The organism is Candidatus Trichorickettsia mobilis (assembly GCF_034366785.1).
Taxonomy (GTDB): domain Bacteria; phylum Pseudomonadota; class Alphaproteobacteria; order Rickettsiales; family Rickettsiaceae; genus Trichorickettsia; species Trichorickettsia mobilis_A.
Map to the genome: position 1 here is coordinate 1 of NZ_CP112939.1, position 21,691 is coordinate 21,691.

Annotated in this window: 22 protein-coding genes; 6 read left to right on the forward strand and 16 right to left on the reverse strand. The window is 31.4% G+C overall.

All coding sequences use genetic code 11. The features are described from left to right. Positions 1 to 173 precede the first annotated feature (173 nt). Positions 174 to 1,031, reverse strand: coding sequence for a hypothetical protein (locus tag Trichorick_RS08100; RefSeq protein WP_323739152.1), 858 nt, complete (start codon positions 1,029 to 1,031; stop codon positions 174 to 176). A 152-nt stretch (positions 1,032 to 1,183) separates the two neighbouring features. Further along, entirely contained in the window at positions 1,184 to 1,408 is a 225-nt protein-coding gene (locus Trichorick_RS08105) for a type II toxin-antitoxin system RelB/DinJ family antitoxin (RefSeq protein WP_323739153.1), read from the reverse strand. Positions 1,409 to 1,587: 179 nt separating this feature from the next. Here Trichorick_RS08105 and Trichorick_RS08110 point away from each other — a divergent pair, with 179 nt between their 5' ends. Both Trichorick_RS08110 and Trichorick_RS08115 read left to right on the forward strand, forming a co-directional pair. After that, complete coding sequence (locus tag Trichorick_RS08110) at positions 1,588 to 3,153, forward strand: hypothetical protein (protein ID WP_323739154.1); 1,566 nt, start codon at positions 1,588 to 1,590, stop codon at positions 3,151 to 3,153. A 12-nt stretch (positions 3,154 to 3,165) separates the two neighbouring features. After that, positions 3,166 to 3,600, forward strand: a complete 435-nt coding sequence (locus tag Trichorick_RS08115; RefSeq protein ID WP_323739155.1) for a hypothetical protein — start codon at positions 3,166 to 3,168, stop codon at positions 3,598 to 3,600. A 179-nt stretch (positions 3,601 to 3,779) separates the two neighbouring features. On the opposite strand, the gene Trichorick_RS08120 is transcribed toward Trichorick_RS08115, so the two are convergent. From Trichorick_RS08120 to Trichorick_RS08140, 5 genes are all read right to left on the reverse strand, one after another. Continuing rightward, on the reverse strand, positions 3,780 to 3,986 hold the full coding sequence (locus Trichorick_RS08120; protein WP_323739156.1) for a helix-turn-helix domain-containing protein: 207 nt from the start codon (positions 3,984 to 3,986) through the stop codon (positions 3,780 to 3,782). Between the two features lie 68 nt (positions 3,987 to 4,054). After that, positions 4,055 to 6,739, reverse strand: coding sequence for a DnaB-like helicase C-terminal domain-containing protein (locus Trichorick_RS08125; RefSeq protein ID WP_323739157.1), 2,685 nt, complete (start codon positions 6,737 to 6,739; stop codon positions 4,055 to 4,057). A gap of 14 nt (positions 6,740 to 6,753) precedes the next feature. After that, positions 6,754 to 7,734 (reverse strand): tyrosine-type recombinase/integrase, encoded by a 981-nt coding sequence (locus Trichorick_RS08130; protein ID WP_323739158.1) that lies wholly within the window; start codon positions 7,732 to 7,734, stop codon positions 6,754 to 6,756. A 160-nt stretch (positions 7,735 to 7,894) separates the two neighbouring features. Beyond that, positions 7,895 to 8,248, reverse strand: a complete 354-nt coding sequence (locus Trichorick_RS08135; RefSeq protein ID WP_323739159.1) for a type II toxin-antitoxin system PemK/MazF family toxin — start codon at positions 8,246 to 8,248, stop codon at positions 7,895 to 7,897. Beyond that, complete coding sequence (locus tag Trichorick_RS08140) at positions 8,230 to 8,505, reverse strand: P-loop NTPase family protein (protein WP_323739160.1); 276 nt, start codon at positions 8,503 to 8,505, stop codon at positions 8,230 to 8,232. Before Trichorick_RS08140 ends, Trichorick_RS08135 begins: the two co-directional genes overlap by 19 nt. A 277-nt stretch (positions 8,506 to 8,782) precedes the next feature. On the opposite strand from Trichorick_RS08140, the gene Trichorick_RS08145 reads away from it, so the two are divergent. The 3 genes from Trichorick_RS08145 (at position 8,783) to Trichorick_RS08155 (ending at position 10,257) form a co-directional block, all read left to right on the forward strand. After that, on the forward strand, positions 8,783 to 9,061 hold the full coding sequence (locus tag Trichorick_RS08145; RefSeq protein WP_323739161.1) for a hypothetical protein: 279 nt from the start codon (positions 8,783 to 8,785) through the stop codon (positions 9,059 to 9,061). 140 nt (positions 9,062 to 9,201) lie between these two features. Then, positions 9,202 to 9,597, forward strand: a complete 396-nt coding sequence (locus Trichorick_RS08150) for a hypothetical protein (protein WP_323739162.1) — start codon at positions 9,202 to 9,204, stop codon at positions 9,595 to 9,597. A 48-nt stretch (positions 9,598 to 9,645) separates the two neighbouring features. Then, on the forward strand, positions 9,646 to 10,257 hold the full coding sequence (locus tag Trichorick_RS08155; protein ID WP_323739163.1) for a hypothetical protein: 612 nt from the start codon (positions 9,646 to 9,648) through the stop codon (positions 10,255 to 10,257). Positions 10,258 to 10,986: 729 nt separating this feature from the next. Here the strand turns inward: Trichorick_RS08155 and Trichorick_RS08160 are convergent. The 9 genes from Trichorick_RS08160 to Trichorick_RS08200 form a co-directional block, all read right to left on the reverse strand. Beyond that, positions 10,987 to 12,741, reverse strand: a complete 1,755-nt coding sequence (locus Trichorick_RS08160; protein WP_323739164.1) for a site-specific DNA-methyltransferase — start codon at positions 12,739 to 12,741, stop codon at positions 10,987 to 10,989. A 1-nt stretch (position 12,742) separates the two neighbouring features. Further along, positions 12,743 to 14,593 carry a TnsA endonuclease N-terminal domain-containing protein gene (locus tag Trichorick_RS08165; protein WP_323739165.1) on the reverse strand — a complete coding sequence of 617 codons (1,851 nt, stop codon included), beginning with the start codon at positions 14,591 to 14,593 and terminating at the stop codon, positions 12,743 to 12,745. A 3-nt stretch (positions 14,594 to 14,596) separates the two neighbouring features. Next, positions 14,597 to 15,283 carry a hypothetical protein gene (locus tag Trichorick_RS08170; RefSeq protein WP_323739166.1) on the reverse strand — a complete coding sequence of 229 codons (687 nt, stop codon included), beginning with the start codon at positions 15,281 to 15,283 and terminating at the stop codon, positions 14,597 to 14,599. Between the two features lie 78 nt (positions 15,284 to 15,361). Next, the gene (locus Trichorick_RS08175) at positions 15,362 to 15,967 is read right to left on the reverse strand and encodes a recombinase family protein (protein ID WP_323739167.1); all 606 of its coding nucleotides are present in this window, start codon (positions 15,965 to 15,967) and stop codon (positions 15,362 to 15,364) included. Between the two features lie 298 nt (positions 15,968 to 16,265). Next, entirely contained in the window at positions 16,266 to 17,969 is a 1,704-nt protein-coding gene (locus Trichorick_RS08180) for a DEAD/DEAH box helicase (protein ID WP_323739168.1), read from the reverse strand. Positions 17,970 to 17,978: 9 nt separating this feature from the next. Then, complete coding sequence (locus tag Trichorick_RS08185; protein WP_323739169.1) at positions 17,979 to 18,428, reverse strand: DUF5681 domain-containing protein; 450 nt, start codon at positions 18,426 to 18,428, stop codon at positions 17,979 to 17,981. 273 nt (positions 18,429 to 18,701) lie between these two features. Next, complete coding sequence (locus Trichorick_RS08190) at positions 18,702 to 18,947, reverse strand: HGGxSTG domain-containing protein (RefSeq protein ID WP_323739170.1); 246 nt, start codon at positions 18,945 to 18,947, stop codon at positions 18,702 to 18,704. Further along, positions 18,940 to 19,503 (reverse strand): hypothetical protein, encoded by a 564-nt coding sequence (locus Trichorick_RS08195; RefSeq protein WP_323739171.1) that lies wholly within the window; start codon positions 19,501 to 19,503, stop codon positions 18,940 to 18,942. The genes Trichorick_RS08190 and Trichorick_RS08195 overlap by 8 nt, the downstream gene beginning before the upstream one ends. Positions 19,504 to 20,042: 539 nt before the next feature. Then, a complete protein-coding gene (locus Trichorick_RS08200) occupies positions 20,043 to 20,342 on the reverse strand; it encodes an HU family DNA-binding protein (RefSeq protein ID WP_323739172.1) in 300 nt (99 codons plus the stop codon). Between the two features lie 620 nt (positions 20,343 to 20,962). Between Trichorick_RS08200 and Trichorick_RS08205 the strand changes: the two genes are divergently transcribed. Further along, positions 20,963 to 21,397 (forward strand): hypothetical protein, encoded by a 435-nt coding sequence (locus tag Trichorick_RS08205; RefSeq protein WP_323739173.1) that lies wholly within the window; start codon positions 20,963 to 20,965, stop codon positions 21,395 to 21,397. The last annotated feature ends 294 nt before the right edge of the window (positions 21,398 to 21,691 follow it).

The window sequence follows — 21,691 nt, forward strand, 5'->3', positions numbered from 1 at the left end:
CAGTTAAGATCGGAAAAAGCCAAAAAACAATGAGATTTAATATGAAACTCGAATCAATCCTAAACAAATCCAAGATAGCAAGCGTGCTTATTCTAATGATCTGCCTTAGTTCATGCGCGGTATATTCGACGGGGTTTAATTGTGCCGACAGCAAGGGAGCTAGATGCGTGATGTTATCCGAGGTTGATAGAAGAGTCGATTCGGGCGAGATTGAAACCGTCTATTTGGATAAAAAATGTAAAGGTAAGGCTTGTAATAAGGAAATATTGATTAATAGCTTTTAGGATTTTTTGTACATTATTTTTCTGTTCAACAAGAGAGTCAATAATATTTTTATAATGTTGTTCTAGATATTCATCAGTTAAATTTTGTAACCATTCAGCTTCATGTTTTTTTCTCTTATCATAATTAAGTTTCCATAATTCAAACTCATAATAGTGAATTTTTGCTTTCTCTTCACTTACTTGAGCTACCGCCTTATTAATTTCTTCTAAAGTATATGGAGCTTCTGCTTTATCCCACAGTATCCAGCCGTTAGTATCATCTGGATTTGGTTGAGCATTGTTAAAGCCTATTTTCTCCTTTATATGATTAAGCTGTTCTTCGCTAGGTGTGGAAATGGAAATATCAAAAGCTATCTGTTCTAGTAGCTGTAAATGTTTTATCGATTCAGCCTCGCTATGGTTCCCCTTTAAGTAAGGTATTTCGATTTCTAGCGGATTATCATGGTTTCTAGGAAGGAAATGTAATATTTCTATGTGATCAATAGATGTAAGAAACTTTTTGCTCTTCTCGCATTGTAGGTTATGAATTTCTTCATTTGTCTTAATCTTAAAGTTAAGTAAAGTTTTAGCAATTTTTAGTGATTTATCGAAACCAGATAATTCTTGCTCCCAAAGCTTAATTTGTTGTTCTAATAATTGTTGTTCTTCATAGCTAATAGGAGTTCTATCATCAGTTTTTTTGAAATTTATTTGGATTACTTCTCCTGATTCTGATTTGCTTATTATAGGCTTAAGAGAATTTGTCATTTTTATTTCCTTTAGGTATTAATAAGATTTAACATATTTGGTTGTTTTGTATTTTCTGCTATTGAGTTGAAATAGAACGCTGGCAGTTCTCCTTACTATTTGGTTTGTCCTAGGACTTATGCGGTTAATTTCTATACTTACCTAACAATAATCTAACTCTTGTTTTTAGTATTATTCTGTTTTGTCTTACGTGTAGCACTTATTGTTTTTTCATCTGGTACAAGCGGTTTAAAGGGTAGAGCTTTCTCATGTGCTATACGAATTAGCAACATACGAAGAGCATCAGATATGGTGAGGCCTATAGAAGCTAAAACAATACTAGCTTCTTCCTTTATGTGTTCATCAATACGAGTACGAACTATGCTATTTTGAGACATAAATTTATCTTTTTTAATTACACAATGTAGCTACATTATAGCTTAATTAGCAACAAAATAAATGTAATCTTGTTGTTTCTTTTATTTAAAAAATAGACTGGGTAATTATGATTGGTTATGCTTATTTTAGAAGATTAGCAACTCAAGGTGTTTTGTTGAAAATGAAGGAGTAGGAATTTATGAAGATCGATACGATAAGTAGTGAATATCGGCCTAGTTTTGAAGGTATTCGGGCGTCTCAAATAAATAAAGATCAGGTAAATAGACAGTTGCAAGATAAGATTGCTATACCTCAAGATAGAGTTGATGCTTTTGAAGAATTGAGACATATTATTCATTCTACGTCTAACAGAAGTGTTGAGCTTAGTTACTCTATTCCGTTGAAAACAGTGTCTGCGTCAATAATAGAGATTGATGGAAGAAAAATAAAAATTAAAGACGAGAATTTGCCTAAAGAATTGAGACTGATTGAAAGTCCTGAAGTGTTTGGTAGTTATGTAAAAAACACCTATGCTAAAGTGAGTACTCTAAGTGACGGTGAGTACAGTATTGGTATAAACCATAAGCTCTTAGGCGGTGGATATGAATCTGGTTCTATTACTCCCACTACTCAAGGGAAAGCTATGTTTGATTTTTCTGAAGTCGCTAATAGCTTGAATAAGCAAGAAACTAGAAAAGAGGAAGCTGAGAGCGTTTTTAAGGATATTAAGATTTTACAAGACAATGAAACCTTTGTGACTATTAATAACACTAACGATAGGATTTTAAATGCTCGTTTAAATTTAAAAGAATTGCAACAGATTTCAGAGGATAATGTTGTTTTTGTAATAGAGTATCAGAAGTCAATTGCACAACCATATATGATGCAACAAAATGATTGTCCGTTAGTAAAACGATTTGGTATTAATCCTGAAACGGTAAAAGGAGCTACTGGCTATGGTATAGCTGGAGACAAGTTGCATTATGTAGAAAAAAAAATATTTGATACTGCTTTTGAAGAATTAAATCTTCAAACGTCAGCCGAAGCTTCTAAAAACCAAATGCAGATGCAGAATAGTGGATACCTCAATAATGTAGTTTTGGTAGATATTTTTGAAAGAGTAAATGGAATTATAACAGGTGATGAGAATTCAATACCTAAGACTCACACAGTTGTTTTATGGAAAAAGACAGATAAAGAAATAGTTTTAATTGATCCAAGTAAGCAAAATTTTAGTAGTTTTCTTAAGAATGTACTATCAGATGAGAAGATTAAAATTGAATTACCTAACTTGCCATCAAAAGACGGGATCTTATATGGTATAAATTATAATGATTATAGTAATAAACTCATAAAAAAGAGAGATTGTATTGATATAGCAGTAAAAATCGGTTTTGAATTGAATGAATTACAGAAAGAGTTGAGCGATATTAATATTATACAGAGTAGTGCAATTAAGCAGCTTACCAATGATTTTAATAATAATGATGCATTAAATTCAGTAAAAAAATTGATCTTGCCTTTTGAAGATTTACAAAGCAGCGATAGAGAAAGAAGATTGTATACTTCTGAAGCAATAAAGAACTATACTAAGTTAAAAGAGGATATAGCTTTAAATAAAAATTCAAAAGAAAAAACCATATCAGAGAAATTTAAAAGCTTCGATCAAATCGTAGGACTTTTTGAGAAAGATATAAAAAGCTTTGAAGGTTTAGAGAAGTTTACAACTTCAGTAGATATTATAAAAACAATTAATAATTACTAAATAAGAGGACATATGAGTAAATCGATTATTGAAGAAGTACTATCTCAAGAAGAAGTATATAAAAAAATGGAGCAATATTTTCTTCAGAAAGCGCAAAATAATTTGGTGTTTGATAAAGAAAAAGTTCACGAAGAATTTTCTCTTCTTTGTCGTAAATCGCCCAAAGAGACTATAGAAATGTATGCTAAAAATTTTCAGTTAACTCTTGATATGAATTATGAAGATGGACATTTTCCTATCGTTGCAGCTAATCATGATAATTTAGATGCGTTGCAATATTTTTATGAAAATCACCGAGATGTTTACAACAAGTATTATACGAATTTAGTTAATGCTGCGGCTTTTAATCAGAGTACACATTGCCAAGAGTTTTTGAGTTCTCACTCTACTGAGTCTCAGGATGTCGTACTATCTGGGCATCAGGAATTTCATGTAGATGAATATTAGATAGTTTTTTATGCGGCGGCTGTATGATTTTCTGAGTTCGCCGTATAAACTAGTTTATTACTTATATCTTTCCTGATATTGTATTGAACAGTGAAATTATCCCTGCTGATAATGCTCTGATAAGTTCTGTTAGATGTTACATTTTCTATGTCTGCAATGTACACTTTACGGACATACAATCACTTTTTATCCTCTCCTGATACTTTCCTGTTCCTAGGAATAAATAATTTGTTATAGCTCTCTTCAGTAATGTAAATTTTACCCCCTACCTCTATAACATCAAATCTACCCTTACGAACATATCGCTGAACTGTCGATCTCGATAAATTCAGTCGTTCCATCACCTCTACTATCGTTAAGTAATTTTTACCTTCTATCTCTTCCATTGTTTGATCTCCTGGAAATACTGTTTTTATTGTGAATCTCTATAATTCTTTATTTTTAGTATTAGAACTTAGTTATATAAATATTCTTTTTCTTTGTTCTCATTTTCCATTAAAAATCTTGCTGGAAAGTTACTTAAATCAAAGCATATGTCTTTCAGTCCGTTTCTGTTTTTTAAGACTTTGATAACTTTTTTAGTAGAACTGGATTTAGATTCAGTCTCAATTTCTTTTTCTATTTTTATTTTAAGTTCATTATGTTTTTTTATTGCTTCTCTATTCTCTTCAGTGGTTGCATTTTCTAATCTTGTTATAACTTCTTCTAGCCGTTGTTGTAATCTATCTAACTTAGCAGCTCTCTCATCCCAAACTCCAAGTATGAGGTTTGCGTCTTGTTCTATATCCGCGGCTTCTCTCATACTTCCCATATTGAGAGTAGATAAAGACTCAACCGATCTATTTACTTGCGCACCTAATATAATTGCGGCATTTACTCTTTTATCCATTGCGGTATTAAGTAGAGTTTGGCAGATTCTTTGTATCTCTTGTTGCCTATTTATTTTTTGTTCTCGAGTATTTAGCTTCTGAACGTAATCAATAAATATTGCCGCTACTGGTTTTCCTGCTTTTTTAGCCTTTTGAGATCTTTCTATGATTGCACTACTTAAAGTTTCAATGTTTGGTTTCCTGTCTAGTAATTGTAATCTTTCTTCTTCAATCCATTTGTTTACTTTTTTATAAGCGTCATGTACGTTGCTATTACATTCCAAAGTTAAAACTTTCTTTATTTCTTCAGTCATTTTTCGTAAGAACATGCTACGTTTATCTAGAGGTAAGCTTAATTGTTCACTTAGAATTACTTCACCTGATATTAACTTTAACCATATTTGATCTATTGATTCCTCGTAGCTATAAAACAGAAAAGCTTTGTTGGGATAAGCTTTAATCATATTGCGTAGTAAATTAAGCATCATGGTAGTTTTGCCGTGCGAAGGTTTACCAGCTACAAACACTAAGCTAGAAGGTTGAATTCTTATATTCTCATCGAGTGCTTTAAAACCTGTTAACATTCCTTCTGGGTTGTTGTTGATTAAATCTAGTATTTTTCCTGTGCTATAAGCTTCATCATCATCATAGTTGGTACATAGTAGGTCATTGTATTTTTCAACGTTAATTAGTATGTTATCTAACGCTTTGAGATCAGATTTAATTTTGTCTGCTGTAATATCATTTTTTAGTACTAATTTTTGAATTACATGCACTCTTTTTTTAAATTCATGAATATCTATATTCGAGTGTTTACCTTCTTCTATTTCTTGTATTTTAAGCTGTATATCCGACTTTAGTTTTTCGATCTCTGAATTGATATTACCGCTATTTATAGTGCTTGTAGTCTGCTCCAGCTTTGTTACTTCTTCTTGATCCTCAACACGTACACCGAGTTTTTCATACATAACTTTGCGATAAGGCTCATGCTCAGACATTAAGAGAGAAGATTTGAGCTTTGAACATTCTGTAATAATCGTGTCTTTTTCTCTATCAGTTAAACTCTCGTGATTTTTACTATTGTTTTTTATGGTTAAGTCAATCTGTACGTTGATAGCATACTTGGTATTATCAAGTATCGCTTGTAGGTTAGCTTCTGGATGCTTTCTTATTAGTTCGTCTATATCTTTTACTTCTTGATACTCATTAGGAATAAGTGCTACAAAAGAAGTGATATTATGCTCTCTTAGTTTACTTACACTGCTAAAAAAATTCTTACCAGCTTCGTCATTATCTAAAAATAAAATAACTTGAGAATATCCTTTATTTTTTAGCAATAATGCTTGTTCTATGCTTAAAGTATTCTTACCACAAGCAACAAAGTGATAGTTCTGTCTTACTTCTTCCGCGCTTAAATAACTAGCCGTAAGCGCATCAAAAACCCCTTCAACGATAACCAGAGCCTTTTTATCCTTAATGTTTAAATTGTTTAAATTAAAAAGCACCTCACCAGTTTTCATGTTGTCGTTATAATAGTATTTGCCTTTCAAATTTTGCTTCGTTGGTTTTCTTACGCTAAACCCAGCAATATCGCCTCTAATATTATGCCATGTAAAAGTTATACGATGTCTATACTCCTCAGAATCATGCGGCTTGCCGTTATTGTCCAAAATGCTCTTGAAGTACTTTATCATTAAGTCCATAGCATCAGAATTAGAGTAGCTATAATTATTAACCAGCAAGTCTCGTAGGTCGTTATAATCAGGAAAGAATCCAAGACCGCATTGTTTGGTGTGTTCTTCCGTATATCCACGTTGTTGTAAATATATTAAGGCACAAGATACTCGGTCATCGTCTTTATTATTATTCAATGCATTAAAGAATATTTGATTACAGTCTGTTAAAAATTTCTGCTCCTTGTTTCTTTCTTCTCGTTCTGCATTGTAACTTTCGATTTGCTCTTGCTTGAATTCATGACCGAGTATTTCATTGATATATTTTAGTATTTCAAAGTTATTGCTAGGATCTATTCCTTGTTTATCGGCTATGTAATGCCATAGCTCCAGCTCTTTACCGCAGTTATTACCGCGATTGCATTTTATGGTTCTAGTACCTTCGTTAAAGTAGATATAAGCTTCTGGTTTTTCACAAGACGGGCATATAATATCAAAGCGATTACCGATTGTTTTCTTAATAATAATTCCGTGCATTTCTAGTAGTTTTCTTACTTCTTCCGAGCTTGTTTGACTTAAGCTAGTAATAGTACTCATCGTTTGTCTCTTTGTTAAATTGCGTATTTTTCCATGTATGCGTCAATCTTGTGTTCTGGCGCATTGGTTTCTCGGTCTATGTTATGGCTATAAATTAGCGTAGTGTTCATATCGGCGTGTCTGGCCATAGCTTTAACTTCTTGCAAGCTAGCTCCTGCACGTAATGCCGTAGTAATAGCGGTATGACGTAATGAGTGAGCGGTAAGTCTCTTGCTATCGATACCAGCTTCAATCATCACTCCTTTAGCAATACGACTTAGACTTCTGGTAGTCATGCGTCCGCCGTTATTGCGGTCTGATAGCGAAGTAAAAAGCGGATCGGTGTCTTTGGTCTCGCCTCTGCATTTTAGATAGCTTAAAATCGGCTTTAGAGAGGCGTGGGTGAGGATAACATAATCGTCCTTAGTATCCCTACCTTTACCTTGAATATGCAGTTTAGCAACTCCTCCAGTTTGATTTATATCTTCTATGTTAGCTCTTTGGATTTCAATTGTTCTTAGTCCAGTTCTAACTAACAGATTAATGATGGCAAAATCTCTTTTACCCTGAAGTGTATTGAGGTCTATACCGCTAATCACTTCTCTAGTTTGTTCCATGGTTAGGGGGTCTTTTCTAAACTCCTTAGGTCTGCGCATTCCTTTAATAGTCTTAGCTATGTTCGGATAAATCTTCTTTGCTTCAGTCCAAGCAAAAAATCTGCGCACTACTACCAGATAAGCGGTTATGGTATATGCTGCCAATTCTAGGCTTTCTAAATGTCTTTTATAAGTCAGGATATCGTTACTTGTTAGCTGTTCAAAGCTATTAGGCATAAAAGAAAAGAACTGAGTTAAGGCTCTTTTGTATGTCCCTTTGCTATTTTCCTTTATGTCCTGCTCGCTTAAAAAATCTTGTAGATATTTAGATAGATCGTTAGTTATTGTTACTGCGGTTTGGTTGTTTGACGGAGCTGCATTTTTATGCTCTATGAGCTCTGTAATTTCAAAACTATTCATTTGTTACCATTATTATTTCTAATAGCTTAAATTATAGCATATTAGGTCATATAGCGTCAATAACAAATGTAATATATTATTGGTTTAGTTATTGTTATTTTAAACTAGGGATTTGAAACATACGCGAGTTACAAACTTAAATTTGCTTGTTACGAATATTTTATAGGCCGATTAATCGCTGTAGTTTATGTAGAATATTATTTAGTTCAGAAAAAGTTGTTTGTGCTAATCTGGGATAAATAATACGATTTATAGTAATTGAACGGCAATGTTCTACTAAAGCATAGCTTTTAACTTGCAAATTGTCTCTGATTTCTAATTCAATATGAAGTGTACTAAATTCGGGTTTAGATTGACTGCTAAGAGGACAAATGAAAATAATAGGCGGACTGGCATTTAATATTGTTTGTGAATTTAGTATTATTATCGGGCGTATTTTTCCTACTTCATCTTGCTTTGCTGGATCAAGTTTTGCTAGATAAATACCGCCACGAGTTAGAGTTTGTTGTTCCACCACTTCTCTCTTTCTTCTGGTAAATTAGAATTTAAATTCTCTGTTAGTTCTTCCGATTCTTTTAGATATTCTTTTGATTCTTTCATAGCGTTGAAGCTTTCTACTATATTGTTTTGCTCAAGTTCGGATTGAAAATTATTTAATTCGTGTACAACAGCTTGGCGAATGAATGCAGTAGTAGATATTCCTAACCTTTTAGCAGCTTCATTGCTGGCTTTAGCTATATGATTTGGTAAAGCGATTGATAGATTTGTCATATTAAAAACTATATAAAATAACATACAAAATATTATATACAAATAAGTGAAATATATCAAATAATACTTGCTTGTTGTTATTATTTTTACTAATTTACAAATGTTAGTGGTGTATACAATCCATCATTGCGAAATCAATCTTGTTTAGCCTCTGGCTCTTATGCTAGGGGTCTATTGCTATAAGTATTCTTAAGAATACGAAATCAATGGTAATTCACTGTTTTCAATGAATGATTGTACCCCCTAGCGCCTTATTAACTGGCTAAGGAGATTGATTGTGTCTAATCAAATTATATTTACCAAAGAAGAAATTAACCGCCTAAAAACAATTTCTTCTATCACGGAACTTTCGCATTTAATAAACAACAAGACTGATCAAAAATTCAGCTTAGTGCAGACAAAGCTAGTTCAAGAACTCAATGAAAGGTTACTTGATAATATTTTCTGTATTAATAAACTTAATGAATATTTTTTCAATAATTGGAAAGAAATAATTAAGGCTAACCAAGATATAACGAATAAGTGGAAAGACGATTTACAGTCGTTTAAAGGATAACTACGTAACAAAAATGATACTAAATTACTTAAAAATGTGTACTCTAAGATACAACTTATAATTTGTTTTTTGTTGCGGTGATTTTTTTTAATTACCGCATTTGAAATATAGGTGTTTAATTAATTTAGAGGTATTTTTTTATGATAGGTAGACTTGGCTTAATATTATTCACTGCTTTGTTTTTGTTCGGGTGCGCTTCTTATAATAAAACTGAAAATGTACAAGCTAAACAAGTTATTGATAAATATGATATTTATTCAAAAAATTATCTTGAAATTAACAATCAAAAAAAAGCTGTAGAACTTTTAGGAGAGCCTACAGAAAAAATTATATCTATTTTAACTTGGAATCCTAGAAATAAAGAGCACAGTGAATATGTTGAAATTTGGAAATGGACAACACCCACAACATATTTTTTTATTCTTTTTGATAAAAAAGGTGAATTTCATAATAAAATTCAAGCAATTATAATGCCTGCAAATTACGATAAAAAACTTTTAAAATCTTTGAAAGATTTTGATTTAACTAAATTTTGATTTAACTAAATATAAATAACCACATATTTAGTTTAAGGAGTGTATTTTATGAAAGGTATAGGTAGTAATTATCCAGGAGGTCATAAAGGAAGTCTTTATAGTGGAACTAATAATAGCGATTGCATAGGAAAAGGTGATAGACAATTATGTCCTTCAGACAAAGGTTGTCCTAACGGAATGAAAGAAACCTTTACTCAAAATGGTTGGTCTGTATGTGAAAAAAAGTATTTTGAAGGTGTAGGCAAAGGTATAAATTCTGGTGATAGTTACGGAGGATATAATAGCAACGGTTATCCTACAGGCAGCGGTAGTGGTGGAGTTTATGGTTACGGCGTTTATCGTGATGACGATAGTGCTGATAGTTATGGTATTAAAAGTGACTACACTCCTGATTATAGTAATAAACTTTACAAAGGGGAATACGGCTTATTAGGAAAACTAGATGCTCAAGGAGTAACTGGGCACGGATATACTCCTCGTACACAAGAAGCACATGTTTATGATAGTAACGACAATTTAGTTAAAATCCCAGTTTCTCCTAAGCGTATGGCTGTGTGGTTAAATGATTTAAAAAATAATCCAGGTAGATTTGAAACTACTTTTTACGATAAAAAAATGTGGTCGAGACCCTCTTATGATCCTTATATGAAACGCATATAACTGGGCATTTCTTCGTAATAACACAACGGATGATATTGTAATTTTATCTAAATTAGCGGAAGCAATGGCAAATAGTGCTGTCAATAAGTATTTTTGAAAATACAAAAGAAAAATACAAAAAAAAGGCAGGATACAAAATCATACAGCAGGATACACGGCTGTATCCTGCTCAAACGCCTTAAGTAGTAGGGCTGCAAGGTAGATCATACAAATCATACAAATTTGTATAGATAGGAATTTGTATATATATATATATAGAATTTCAAATATATATAAGGTAAAATGTATGATTTGTATGATCTGCCCTGTAGGTATATTAGGTACTAAGGCTGAAGCAGGATACATGGCTGTATCCCGTTGTATCCATTTGTATGATGGTAAAAATGTCGCGCATATTATTATATCAATAAAAATGATGATAATTTATATTATTATATAAAAAGTTACTTCAAACAAGTATACATGAAATAAAAACTTCAATCCAAGGAGATATTAATCACTACACATCGAGGGTTTATGAAAAACAGATTATTATCTAACTATTGTCGTTGGGATGACAACAAAAGTGTTTAAGTAGTCTCTCCGTCAAAATTCTAAATTTTTGATATAATTTTAAGAGTTTTAAAAGTCAATCATCGCATTTTTATTTTTTTGGAGGATTTGTTACCAAAAATATAAATTTAACAGTATAATAATAAAACTCAGCTTAATTCTGTTTTTTATCTTTTATTAAGTTTGAAGTATAATACTTTCTTCTCCTAACATGCTAACTATTTTTACCGCTACTATACCTTGTGATTCAACAGAGTACTCACCCCTAATAAAATCTTTTTTGTTTTTAGGTACATCAGAAAAACAAGTTGAAAATATTTCACCATTATAATTTGTATCTATCAAAACGTAATCTATACAAGCTCTAAAATCTTTTATATCTAAATCAAATATCGTTTTATCAACATTAAGCCTTTGGATTATTTTATCAGAAATATAAGATTTAATTTTTATTCTTACTTGATTTTTATCTCCTTTAAATTCTACTTCGCAGTCTGGTTCTTTATATTCAAAAATTTCATCTTTTTGAATATCCCATAGTTCAATTTTACTCATACTCGGCATAGTCTTATGATAATTTTTTAGAACTTCTGTAATTTTTGCATCATCCTGAATACCATTAAATATTAGTATACACCTTTCTTCACTATCTTTTTTAAATAACTCATCAATCACAAGCTGAATATCAAGTAGCACTAATGGTCTATGCAATTCTATAATTTTAACAAATTCTTCTCCTCGCTTTGCTATAAAAAATGAATCATTAGATTTTTGTAAACCATATTTTTTAAAAATTATTTCGGTTGCATCTTGAATTATTCTAAAATCATAGTTATTCACTTGATAATGCAAAATTTTATATTGATTTTTATTATTTTCTAATAGATTACTTTTTTGCTCGTGAATAATTTTTTGTAATCTCTTAATGGTTGTTTGAATAGCACCTTTATTACAATCCACTCCTATCCATCTTCTGCCAAGTTTTTGTGCGACAGCTTGTGTTGTTCCACTACCCATAAAACAATCAAGAACTATTGAATCAGGGCTAGTTGCTAATTCGATTAGCAGGCTTATTAACCCTTCAGGTTTTTGTGTTGGGTATGCTAATCTTTCTGCTGACACATTTAATACTGGTCTAGTATTGTACTGATGAATAATATTATCGCAGTCAACAATGTTAATAATATCAGAAAATACATCTCTTAGAATAGTATCTACATAATATCTACCTTCTTTATCTTGTTTAGAATCCATAAAAGATTTGTCAAGATATTGTCTTTCTTTAAGTATGTTTATGTAAAACTCATCTGATTTTCTATAATGTAGTATATTATCGTGTTTTCTAGCCAGACTACTTACTTTAGAAGCTCCGCCACTGCGATAATGCCAAATCACCTCATTAACAAAATTATCACTACCAAAAACTTCATCTAATAAAAAGCGTAAATGATGAGATTTATGCCAATCACAGTGCAGATAAATTGAGCCTTGTTCACTCAGTAATTCACGCATCAAAATAAGTCTTTCATACATAAATTGTAGATAAGAGTCATTTTTCCAAATATCATTATATTGTGCTTGTTCAAAAATACTTTCCTCTTGACCAATAATGTTTGCTTTTATTCCTCGTAATTCTATTTTGCGTACGTAATTTGCTCCGCTATCAAAAGGTGGATCAATATAGATAAGGTCTATTTTCCCTCTAAAACCAGTAGTAAGTAGAGTTGATAATACTTCTTTGTTATCACCATGAAACAAAAGATTATGCCAATTTTTCTCTAGCTTACTAAATTCTAAATCTTTTATATCATCACTTTCTTGAGTTTTTTCCACTAGTTGTGCAGGGTAAAATGAAGCAGTATCAATAGGTTTCTTGCCAAACCAATTAATATAGGCTCTACCTTTAGGAACAGATATTTTTATGTCTTTCATACTATTGCTTAATAAACTTGATTACTTCTCCATATCCTAGTTCTTCTTTATTTATTTCCGCTCCACTTGCATATAAAACAGAATATTTTATCTTGTTTTCATTAATTCTTACTATTTCTTCTACAGCTTTTTTCTTATCTTCTAGTGTTGTGTCTTCTAAAGTAGATTCAGATTTTATTTCAATTATATAAAGTTCACCATTTTTCTTTTTGATCAAAAAATCAGGATAATATTTGTGATATTTGTTATCTTCTGCCTTGTACTCAAAATAGAAATCTGTATATTTAGGGTTAGTAAGCCCACCAGTGAAATAAATATCTTCTATCTGCTCTATTTTTATAGTCAAAATATCTAATATTTTATTAAAGAAATTGCGTTCAGCTTCTACATCAAAATTGTAAGGTTCATAATGAAAACCATATTGCGAATTAGTCTTATTTTCAGTTAATAAGTCAAGCCGTTTTGAGTTTTCTTTGAATCTTAGAGTATGATAATAATATTTATCACCATCACCTTTGATAAAACCACCTTCCGTTCTAATTAAAGCTAGTACCTGCGTTATAACTTCTTCTACTTCTTGATAATTTTGTTTTTGCTGATCAATTTGTTGATATAATGCTTGTAAATGATTTACTGGCATTTCATCTTGATTATTATAGATAGTCTGTAAAATTTTTAATATATCAATAGCTTTCAAGTGGTATTTGAGGGCTATTTTATAAGAAGCAAGTAACAAGCTAACCTTTTTCGTTGCAGTGATTATCTGATAATCACCTCGATTGATAATTCTATTATCCTTGTAGTCTCCCACATCTTTATAAATAGTTGTTTCAGCTTGTACTCTCGGCAATGTTAGCTCCAATTGTTTATTATCTGTATGCTCAATCTGTACTATCTTTCTAGTCTTGATTTTAAATTCAATTTTAGGTGATGGATATTTTTTTAGCTCAATTTTTCGCTCTATAGGTTTTTCTTGGGGGGTCTTATTTAGATTACTAAGATTTGTATTGTAATTGTCTTCTAACTCCTTATTTAAAATTTTTACATTACTTACACTAATATAGATAGTTGCGTTCTGTTTATTATCTTCTAAATATCTTAGACATCTAGTACTTGCCTGTAGCACATAATTATTAGATGAAGAAACCTCTGAAATCAAAGCAGTTGCAAATAATGTTTTACAATCCCAACCTTCTTTTCCTTTCTCAATAAGTAGAATAATTCTTTTCGTATGATCAGCATCTAAATTTAAGAAAGTTTTAACTTCTTTATTTGATGATTTCTGGGTATTTTTAAGTATTATATCACTGCTCATGCCTAGTTGAGCTAAAGTTTTCTCTATTGATTTCCTTGCTAGTTCCAAGTGTTCTTCATGCTTAAAATAAAACGCTATTTTTTCAAAACCTTGTTTATATTTAGCAAAAAAATCTCTTATAATTTCATTAATTGCTATCTCTTCTTCCTCATTATTTTTTAATGAATATTGTAATATACTATTTTCAAGACTTTTTAATATACCATCTTTTATGCCTTCTTCTAGCCCATACCAAAATACAACATCTTTCAGCATTTGTGTCTTAGTGTAAGGTGTACCAGTGGTGTTAATTACGCAAACTATATTTGATTGCTCGTGTAGGTGGTTAATTGTTGCACGTACTTTTTTTAAATCTTCACCGATTCTATTGCCATAAGTATGATGTGCTTCATCTGAAAATATTGCAAGATTTGGTAAGGATTTTATTCTTTCTAGTCTAGCATTTGATTCTTGCTCTCTTTTCTCACCATTAAATTCTGTTTGTATTCTTTCTTTTTTACTTCTTAAGATTAATTTCTCTGAGTTGCTAACGATCACATTTCATTGACTCTCTTTTTGCACTACCAAAAGGCGATCAGTATCACCAGCAAAAGTATATTTTACATTAGCAAGAAATGAATTCAACAAATGAGGGGGTAAGATTTTAGCAAAAGGTAACAAAGCGATATTTTTTAAGGAATTTTTTAATATAGTAAGACCAGGAGCAAATACCAAAGCATTTTTAATAAAATTAAACTCTGATTTTTTATTTTCATTAGCTATTGCGATAGCAAATTCAATAGCAATAATTGCACTAATAATATTAGTTTTTCCACTACCCATTGCCAAAGCTAATATATAACTCGGATAATCTAAGTTCAACGTCTCTGTAAGAGCATCGTATTTGTATTGATCTGCAACACCTGGATTCAGCAAATCTTTTAACACGTCATCTAACGTTTCAAAAAATCTTATGTTATATTGGTTAATATGCTTTATACCTAATACTTCTACAAAATCCTCTAGATTTTTAAAATATTCTTTGTATAGATCAATAATTTTAGGAGTTTCTTTTACAAAACGTAAAAACAAATATGTCTCTATTGCGTTAAATTGTGCTGTTCTGAGATAGTTACTTTCATTTTTGTTAAATTTTAGTATTTCTACCACTTCGGAAAATTGAGATTGATATCTCGATTTTCTCCAAGGCTCTATTTCATCACATAAAATTTGATATAAATTCTTCATTGGGTTTATTTGCGATTTTGTATTATTTTAACAACTCGGAGTATCAGCAACATCTCTGTAAAAAGGTACGGTTTTAGTTTAATTGCTTGAGAGTTTTCTTCTTTTTAGCCATTCATATAAAGTAGATGGAGAACATTCAATTAATTTAGAAATAGCTCTTTTATTAATTACCTTCTTTAAATACTTAAGTATCTCATCTCGATAATTATCAAGCTTAAGTAGCTGTGCCTGACCCTTAGGTCTACCAAGTTTCATTCCATCTTCTTTGCGTTTTGCTAAAGCCTCTTTAGTCCTGCTTGAGATAAATTCTCTCTCTATTTGAGCAGCAAGCCCTAAAACTGTGGCAGTTATTGTAGATTGTATAGAGCCGTCTATCGCGATATGATTTTTAGCAATATGCACAGATATCTCTTTTTTAGCTGCAGCTTCCAATATTTCTAAAACTTGTAAGGTTGATCTCCCTAGCCTAGAAATTTCTGATACTACAATAAGATCGCTTTTTTTTGCTTTCTCAAGAATATTGCCGATGGCACGTTCTTTCCAAGTGATTTTACCACTAATTGTATCTTCTACAAATTTTATCGGATTAATATTACGATTATTACAATATTCTAATAAACCGAACTTTTGATTTTTAATATCTTGTTGGTCTGATGAGACTCTTAAGTAAGCAAAATTGGTCATTTTTGGGTGTTTGTTTTGTAAAAACTATATTATTAATTAAATATCTAGCTTTCACATATCACTCTGGTAGCATATTTGTATAACCTAATTTCGCGTTTATAGCGTTATCGAATGCTGTAATTATATGTTCAAGGTAGGGTTATACCTGATCCGTAAATTCAGCGTTTAAAAGCCTTTAAATAAGGTTCGTAACATTAAGAAGAAAAATTAAGTGTTTTATTGTTTTTTCCATCTACCGAGATAATACTCAAATTCGCTTAATCGTTCAATAAAAGTTCCGCTTAAATCTTTGCTAGTTTCACAGTACAAAGCCTAACTCTCTAAGCTTAGGTTGTGCGTTAAAAATGAACGTTAAGTAATTTGAAGCATCTCCTTTGGTTAATTGATCACTAGCTTTATACTTCTCTGGTAGCCATTTCAACTGGCTTTCAGACGGAGACATTCCACGCCAACTGGCGGTCTTTCTTGCAGCTTCTTCATCCTCAAAGCGATAGAGAAAGTCGTTACCAACCTCTATTGCTTCAGCCTTATTACAGCTATAGACTACTTTGCTTGGTACTTGTCTATTGCTTTCTTCTCCTCTCTTTGTTGATCCGCCTATAGTAGACCAACTGTTATCGTTTTGTTTTAATATACAGCACCAGCTATTAAATCCCGAAGCTATCATCGCTTCTTGCTCTAGTTCCAAAACAGTCCAAGAAAAGCCAGAACGTTTAAGCAAGTCTATTTCTCGCATCTTAAAGTTTGCTATTACTTGTAGTGATTCGCTTTCCTTCTCGCTAGCTTCACTCTCCTGTTTTAATAAGTCGCAACCGCATAATGGACATTCAACGCTACTTTTCGGTATCTTTTTCTTGCAGCTTGTACAAAGTTTATAACCTTCTGCTTTTAACGTTAGGTCTACCGACTGCTCTAAGTTGCCGTGTATTATTGATGAAATCCCAAAGTCCAGCACTACGCAATCGTTTTTCTCAATGTTAGGGTATATAGCATGGTCAATGGTTCTTAAACCTCTGCCGACCATCTGGATCATGGTTGATTTGTAGGAAGATTGTCGCAGCAACACCACGCAGGATATAGGCGGAAAGTCCCAGCCTTCAGTTAGGATTGCTACGTTGACGATTACTTGTGCTTTACCGCTTGTTACGGCTTCTAGTGTAAGTTTTCTTTGTAACAAAGAACATTCACCAGTTACCAATACCGCTTTAATTCCAGCTTCATTAAATGCATTAGTAATATTCTTCGCATGTTCAATACTGGAACAAAATACCACAGTTTTACGATTGCTAGCTTTCTCCTGCCAGTGTTTTACTACTTCGCTATTTAGCGGTATCGTATCCAAAATACCAGCTACTTCCTGTTCGCTATAGTCGCCGCTACTGGCTCTAACCCTTAATGCCTGTAGCTTTTCTTGAGTATTACCTAAGTCTATGATAAAAGTTTTCGGTCTTACCAAATGACCGCTAGCTATTAATTCCCAGATTTTGATTTGATCGCCGCAGTTATCGAATATCCTACCCAAACCGCTTTTATCGCCTCTATTAGGCGTAGCGGTAACTCCGAAGATTTTTACTAAAGGATTAAGCTTTTTGGCATGATCTAATATAGCTTGATAAGTTTTAGCCGTAGCATGGTGCGCTTCGTCAATCACGATCAAGTCTAACTGCGGCATTGTTTTTAAGTTATTCTCTTTGGCCAAGGTTTGAACCATCGCAAAAGTAACTTGCCCTTCCCATGACTTCACTTCAGCGTTATATAGGCTGGTGCTAACATGCGGATTAATTAAGCTAAATTTAGCCAGATTTTGATAAGTTAGCTCGTCTCTGTGAGCAAGCACGCAAGTCTTAAAACTAGCAGTGCTTTTACTTAGTTCTCCTACTACGGCAGATAAACAAATCGTCTTACCCGCGCCTGTCGGAGCAACTCCTAAAGTACTACCGCTATCAATTAATGCCGCAATATTTCTCTCGACAAACTCTCTTTGACGTTCACGCAGTAGCATAACACCGCCTTAATTAAGCTTTCTTACCTCAGCTTCCGCTAACCAAAGTCTTAAGGTTTTGTACTGTTCTTCAGTTAGTAATCGCTGTAAGTAATCTTGTTGCTTGAATATTCCGTCAACAAACTTTAGATGGTTTAGCGTTGTTAGTAAATTACATGCTTCATTGAAGCTTATTGATTTGAATTGAGAAAAAACCTTCAGTACTGCTATGGTTATAGCTTCAATTCTATCTGTGTTATCTTGATCTACTTCAAAAGGTAAAATTTCTTGTTCTAGTTTCGGTGCTAAATTCTTAAAGAATATCTCACAAGCCCAAGTTTCACCTTTTTTTAGAGCTTCAAGAAGCTTAGTTAAAGCAACATTGTACTCCGTACAACTGACACTCTTTTTTTGAGGCTTTCTAGGAATCCCTATCGGTCTACCTTTTGGATTACCAGATTGTCCTTTGTTAAATTTCATTATATCTCCTCAAACCCTATTATCTATTAGGGTTACATCAGGAAATTATAGCATTTTTATCAAGAAAAAACAATTAATTATGCCTGTAAACTACTGATAAATAGGGCTTTTTAGCTTTTATTTATAGAGGAGAAAAATAGAACAAAGATAAGATGCTACAACTACCTAGTTTTATGGATGAAACAACCTTAAACCATATATAGAACAAGGGTTGCAAGGGGTAGCACAACACATCGAATATTTAGACAAACATTAAGGAAAAAAGAGTAAAGGTTATAACAGCATTTCTTTGTTTAGGTTTTTAAATTCCCTTATCAGTTGCCTAACTTCAGCTCTTTTTTGAATATTTTCTCTGCTATAGAAACCATGCTTTAGAGCGTTAGCACTACCTTTAGGCGCACCTATACCCTTAGCTCCGCCGTGCATGCGGCATCGCTTCTTACCTTTTACGGGTGATGTTTGACATAAAGTTCCACGGCGAGTTTTAGCAAGGCATTTTAGCTTAGTATGATCATGCATGGCATTTATTATACTCTTTTGCTATATGCGATAGTTCTTTTGTAAGATTTATTCCATATCTAATTACTGATTGACCTTGAGTATTTTCGTAAAGGTCTTCATAACATAAAATTTGTTTTTGTTCAGCAATCATTAACACAGATTTATTGTATTGTGTTAGCGTATCAATTTCCTTTTTTATCTCATTTTGTTTTGTTATCAATAAGTCAAACAAAAGTGCTTTTATCTGAAAATTGCAACCTGTTAATTCGCCTTCATTTAAAATTCCGATATCTCTTAATTTTAATAATGAAGCATTAATTTTATTTGTTTCTTCATTTATAAAAGATAGTTTTTTTACTTTTTCTTCTATATCAAATTCTGTTTTAGATATTGTATTCTTTAAATTTAGCTTTGCTTTTAAGTCTCTACTTTTAAAGGTAGTTGGAGTAATAGAATATCTATCAGTTTCTTTGAATACTTCACTTTCTAAATCTTCTTTTGATAAAGCTTTTGTATCAATGAATAGCTGAGGTCTTACTCTTTCTTGCTTTATAGATTTCTCACTAGTTTTCATAAGTTTTTATCCAACATATCTTGATAAATTTAATATAGTTTATCGTTTTTTATAGTTCAAGTACATAACAGGATAATAACAGGAAATAATAAACTTAATACAACCTCTAATTTTCGGACACTATAAATAGGGGTATAGCAAAGGCTTACAGCCTTGTTAGCTCAAGGCTTATGAAGTATATTGAGAACGAACAAGACAGTCCGTTTATTCAGTTGTGAAAACAGTGATTTTTGTGCTCTATATAAAGCCCAAGTTTAGAGTTTGTAATAATCTTGCTATAAGTTTTATATAGTAAGTAAATGAAATAAATTTGAGTACAAAAACTATTGGAGTACTCGAAGCCTACAACAGGGGTGTAGCAAAAGCTCACAGCTTACTTGCTTCAAGGCTTATGGGGCTTATAAGACAAAAAAAATAGTCCAAGTAAGTCGCAAGTTATTATATTTTAATTGCACCATATGTAAGTTATAAATATATGCCTTACAGCACTCTTGCTATAAGGTTTATGAAGCTAATAACTAAAGAAAATTTTGGTGCAATTAAGTTATATTATTACAGCTATCTTTTAAATTCTTACCAGCTGTAAATCTAGGTTGAATATAAGCAGGTATAGTCATAGTTTCACCAGTTTTAGGATTACGTCCTTTTCTTGTAGCTACTTTTTGTTTAAAGAATCTACCAAAACCTACAAGAAAAACTTCGTCATTATCTTTTAGTGCTAAAGTTATACTTTCAACAAAAGTATTAATAACATGATCTGCTTCTTTTTCATTACTGCTGTGAGTCATGTTTTTAACTAATACTTTTCTAACAAGCTTATTAAATTCAGTTTTATTCATCCGATAACCTTTGGCTGCTTGGTAATTTTAAAAAAATTTATTACAACAATAATAATCTATAAAGACTGATACTACAAGGTTTGCAAGCGGTGTAAAATAAAATATTAGAGTGAGGTTTTTAAGTATTGTTGAGAAGAGGTAGTTTGTTAGTCGAGGCTACAAAACGTAGCCTCGTTATTTTAGACCTAAAGTAAATATATTTACTTTCTGGTTGTGATTACACTATAAATCGAAAAGTTTAAAAAATACTTAATTTAAGCAACTTATATAATAATTTTTATCATTAGGTATATTAACATACTTTTTGAAATCAACGACCTTAATTTCAATATCGCTATTGATAGATTGATTAAGCTAATACACAGAAACTTTAAATACAAAATATCTTTAGCTATTAAAATAATTAGTGATGAAAGCGGTTTTACCTGCAAAGAGCTTGCCTTTGAACTGTATAAAAGAAAGATTTTAAAAAGTGAAGAAAATTATATTTCAAATATTTAGAATGTGTAATTCAAGATACAACTTGAAGTTTATTTTTTGTTATAGTGATTTTTTAATTAACGTACTTGAAATATAGGTGTTTAATTAACTTCAGAGGTATTTTTTATGAATGATTTGTTATGAAAGAAGATGAGAAAAATGTTAAATCTAAGAAAATGAGAGAGTTACAATTTTTTTGTACTATAACGTTTCTTAGTATAGTTATTAATATTTTTTTTATTAATCGATTTATTATTAGCAGACCTGTTACTTGGCATACATACTTTATTATACTTTTAAGTTTATTTTATCAACATTTTGTTTTACATGATATATATAGGCAATTTTTTCTTAAAGTTAAATCTACTAATAGTATTAAAAGCAATTTATTAATACCGTTAATTATGATTATGATTATTAGCAAAATAATTTCTATTAAAAATCATGGTTTTTTATTAAAACCTTTTATTATTACAGTTGTAACAGACGTATTAATAATATTACTTACATGGACTATCCTAGTCTGGTTTGAAAAAAGAAGAAATAAAAAAACAACTATTAAGCATATAAATTAACTACTTTTTAAACTTTTTAGCTTATAATACGAACATAACCAGAAAGCAAACTTGTTTGCTTTAGGTCTAAAATAACGAGGCTACGTTTTTGTAGTCTCGACTAATAATCTTTACGACTTACTAATCTTTTAAATATTTATTGTCCTCTTTAATTCTCAAGTATAAATCAGAAATAACCTTTAATAAGCTAATTAGCTCTAAGAATAGTGATGTAATAAAAATGATACTAAATTAACTAAAACGTGCTTTTTGAGTTACAACTTTTGGTTTTAGTAAATTCTATTTTTAAAAAGT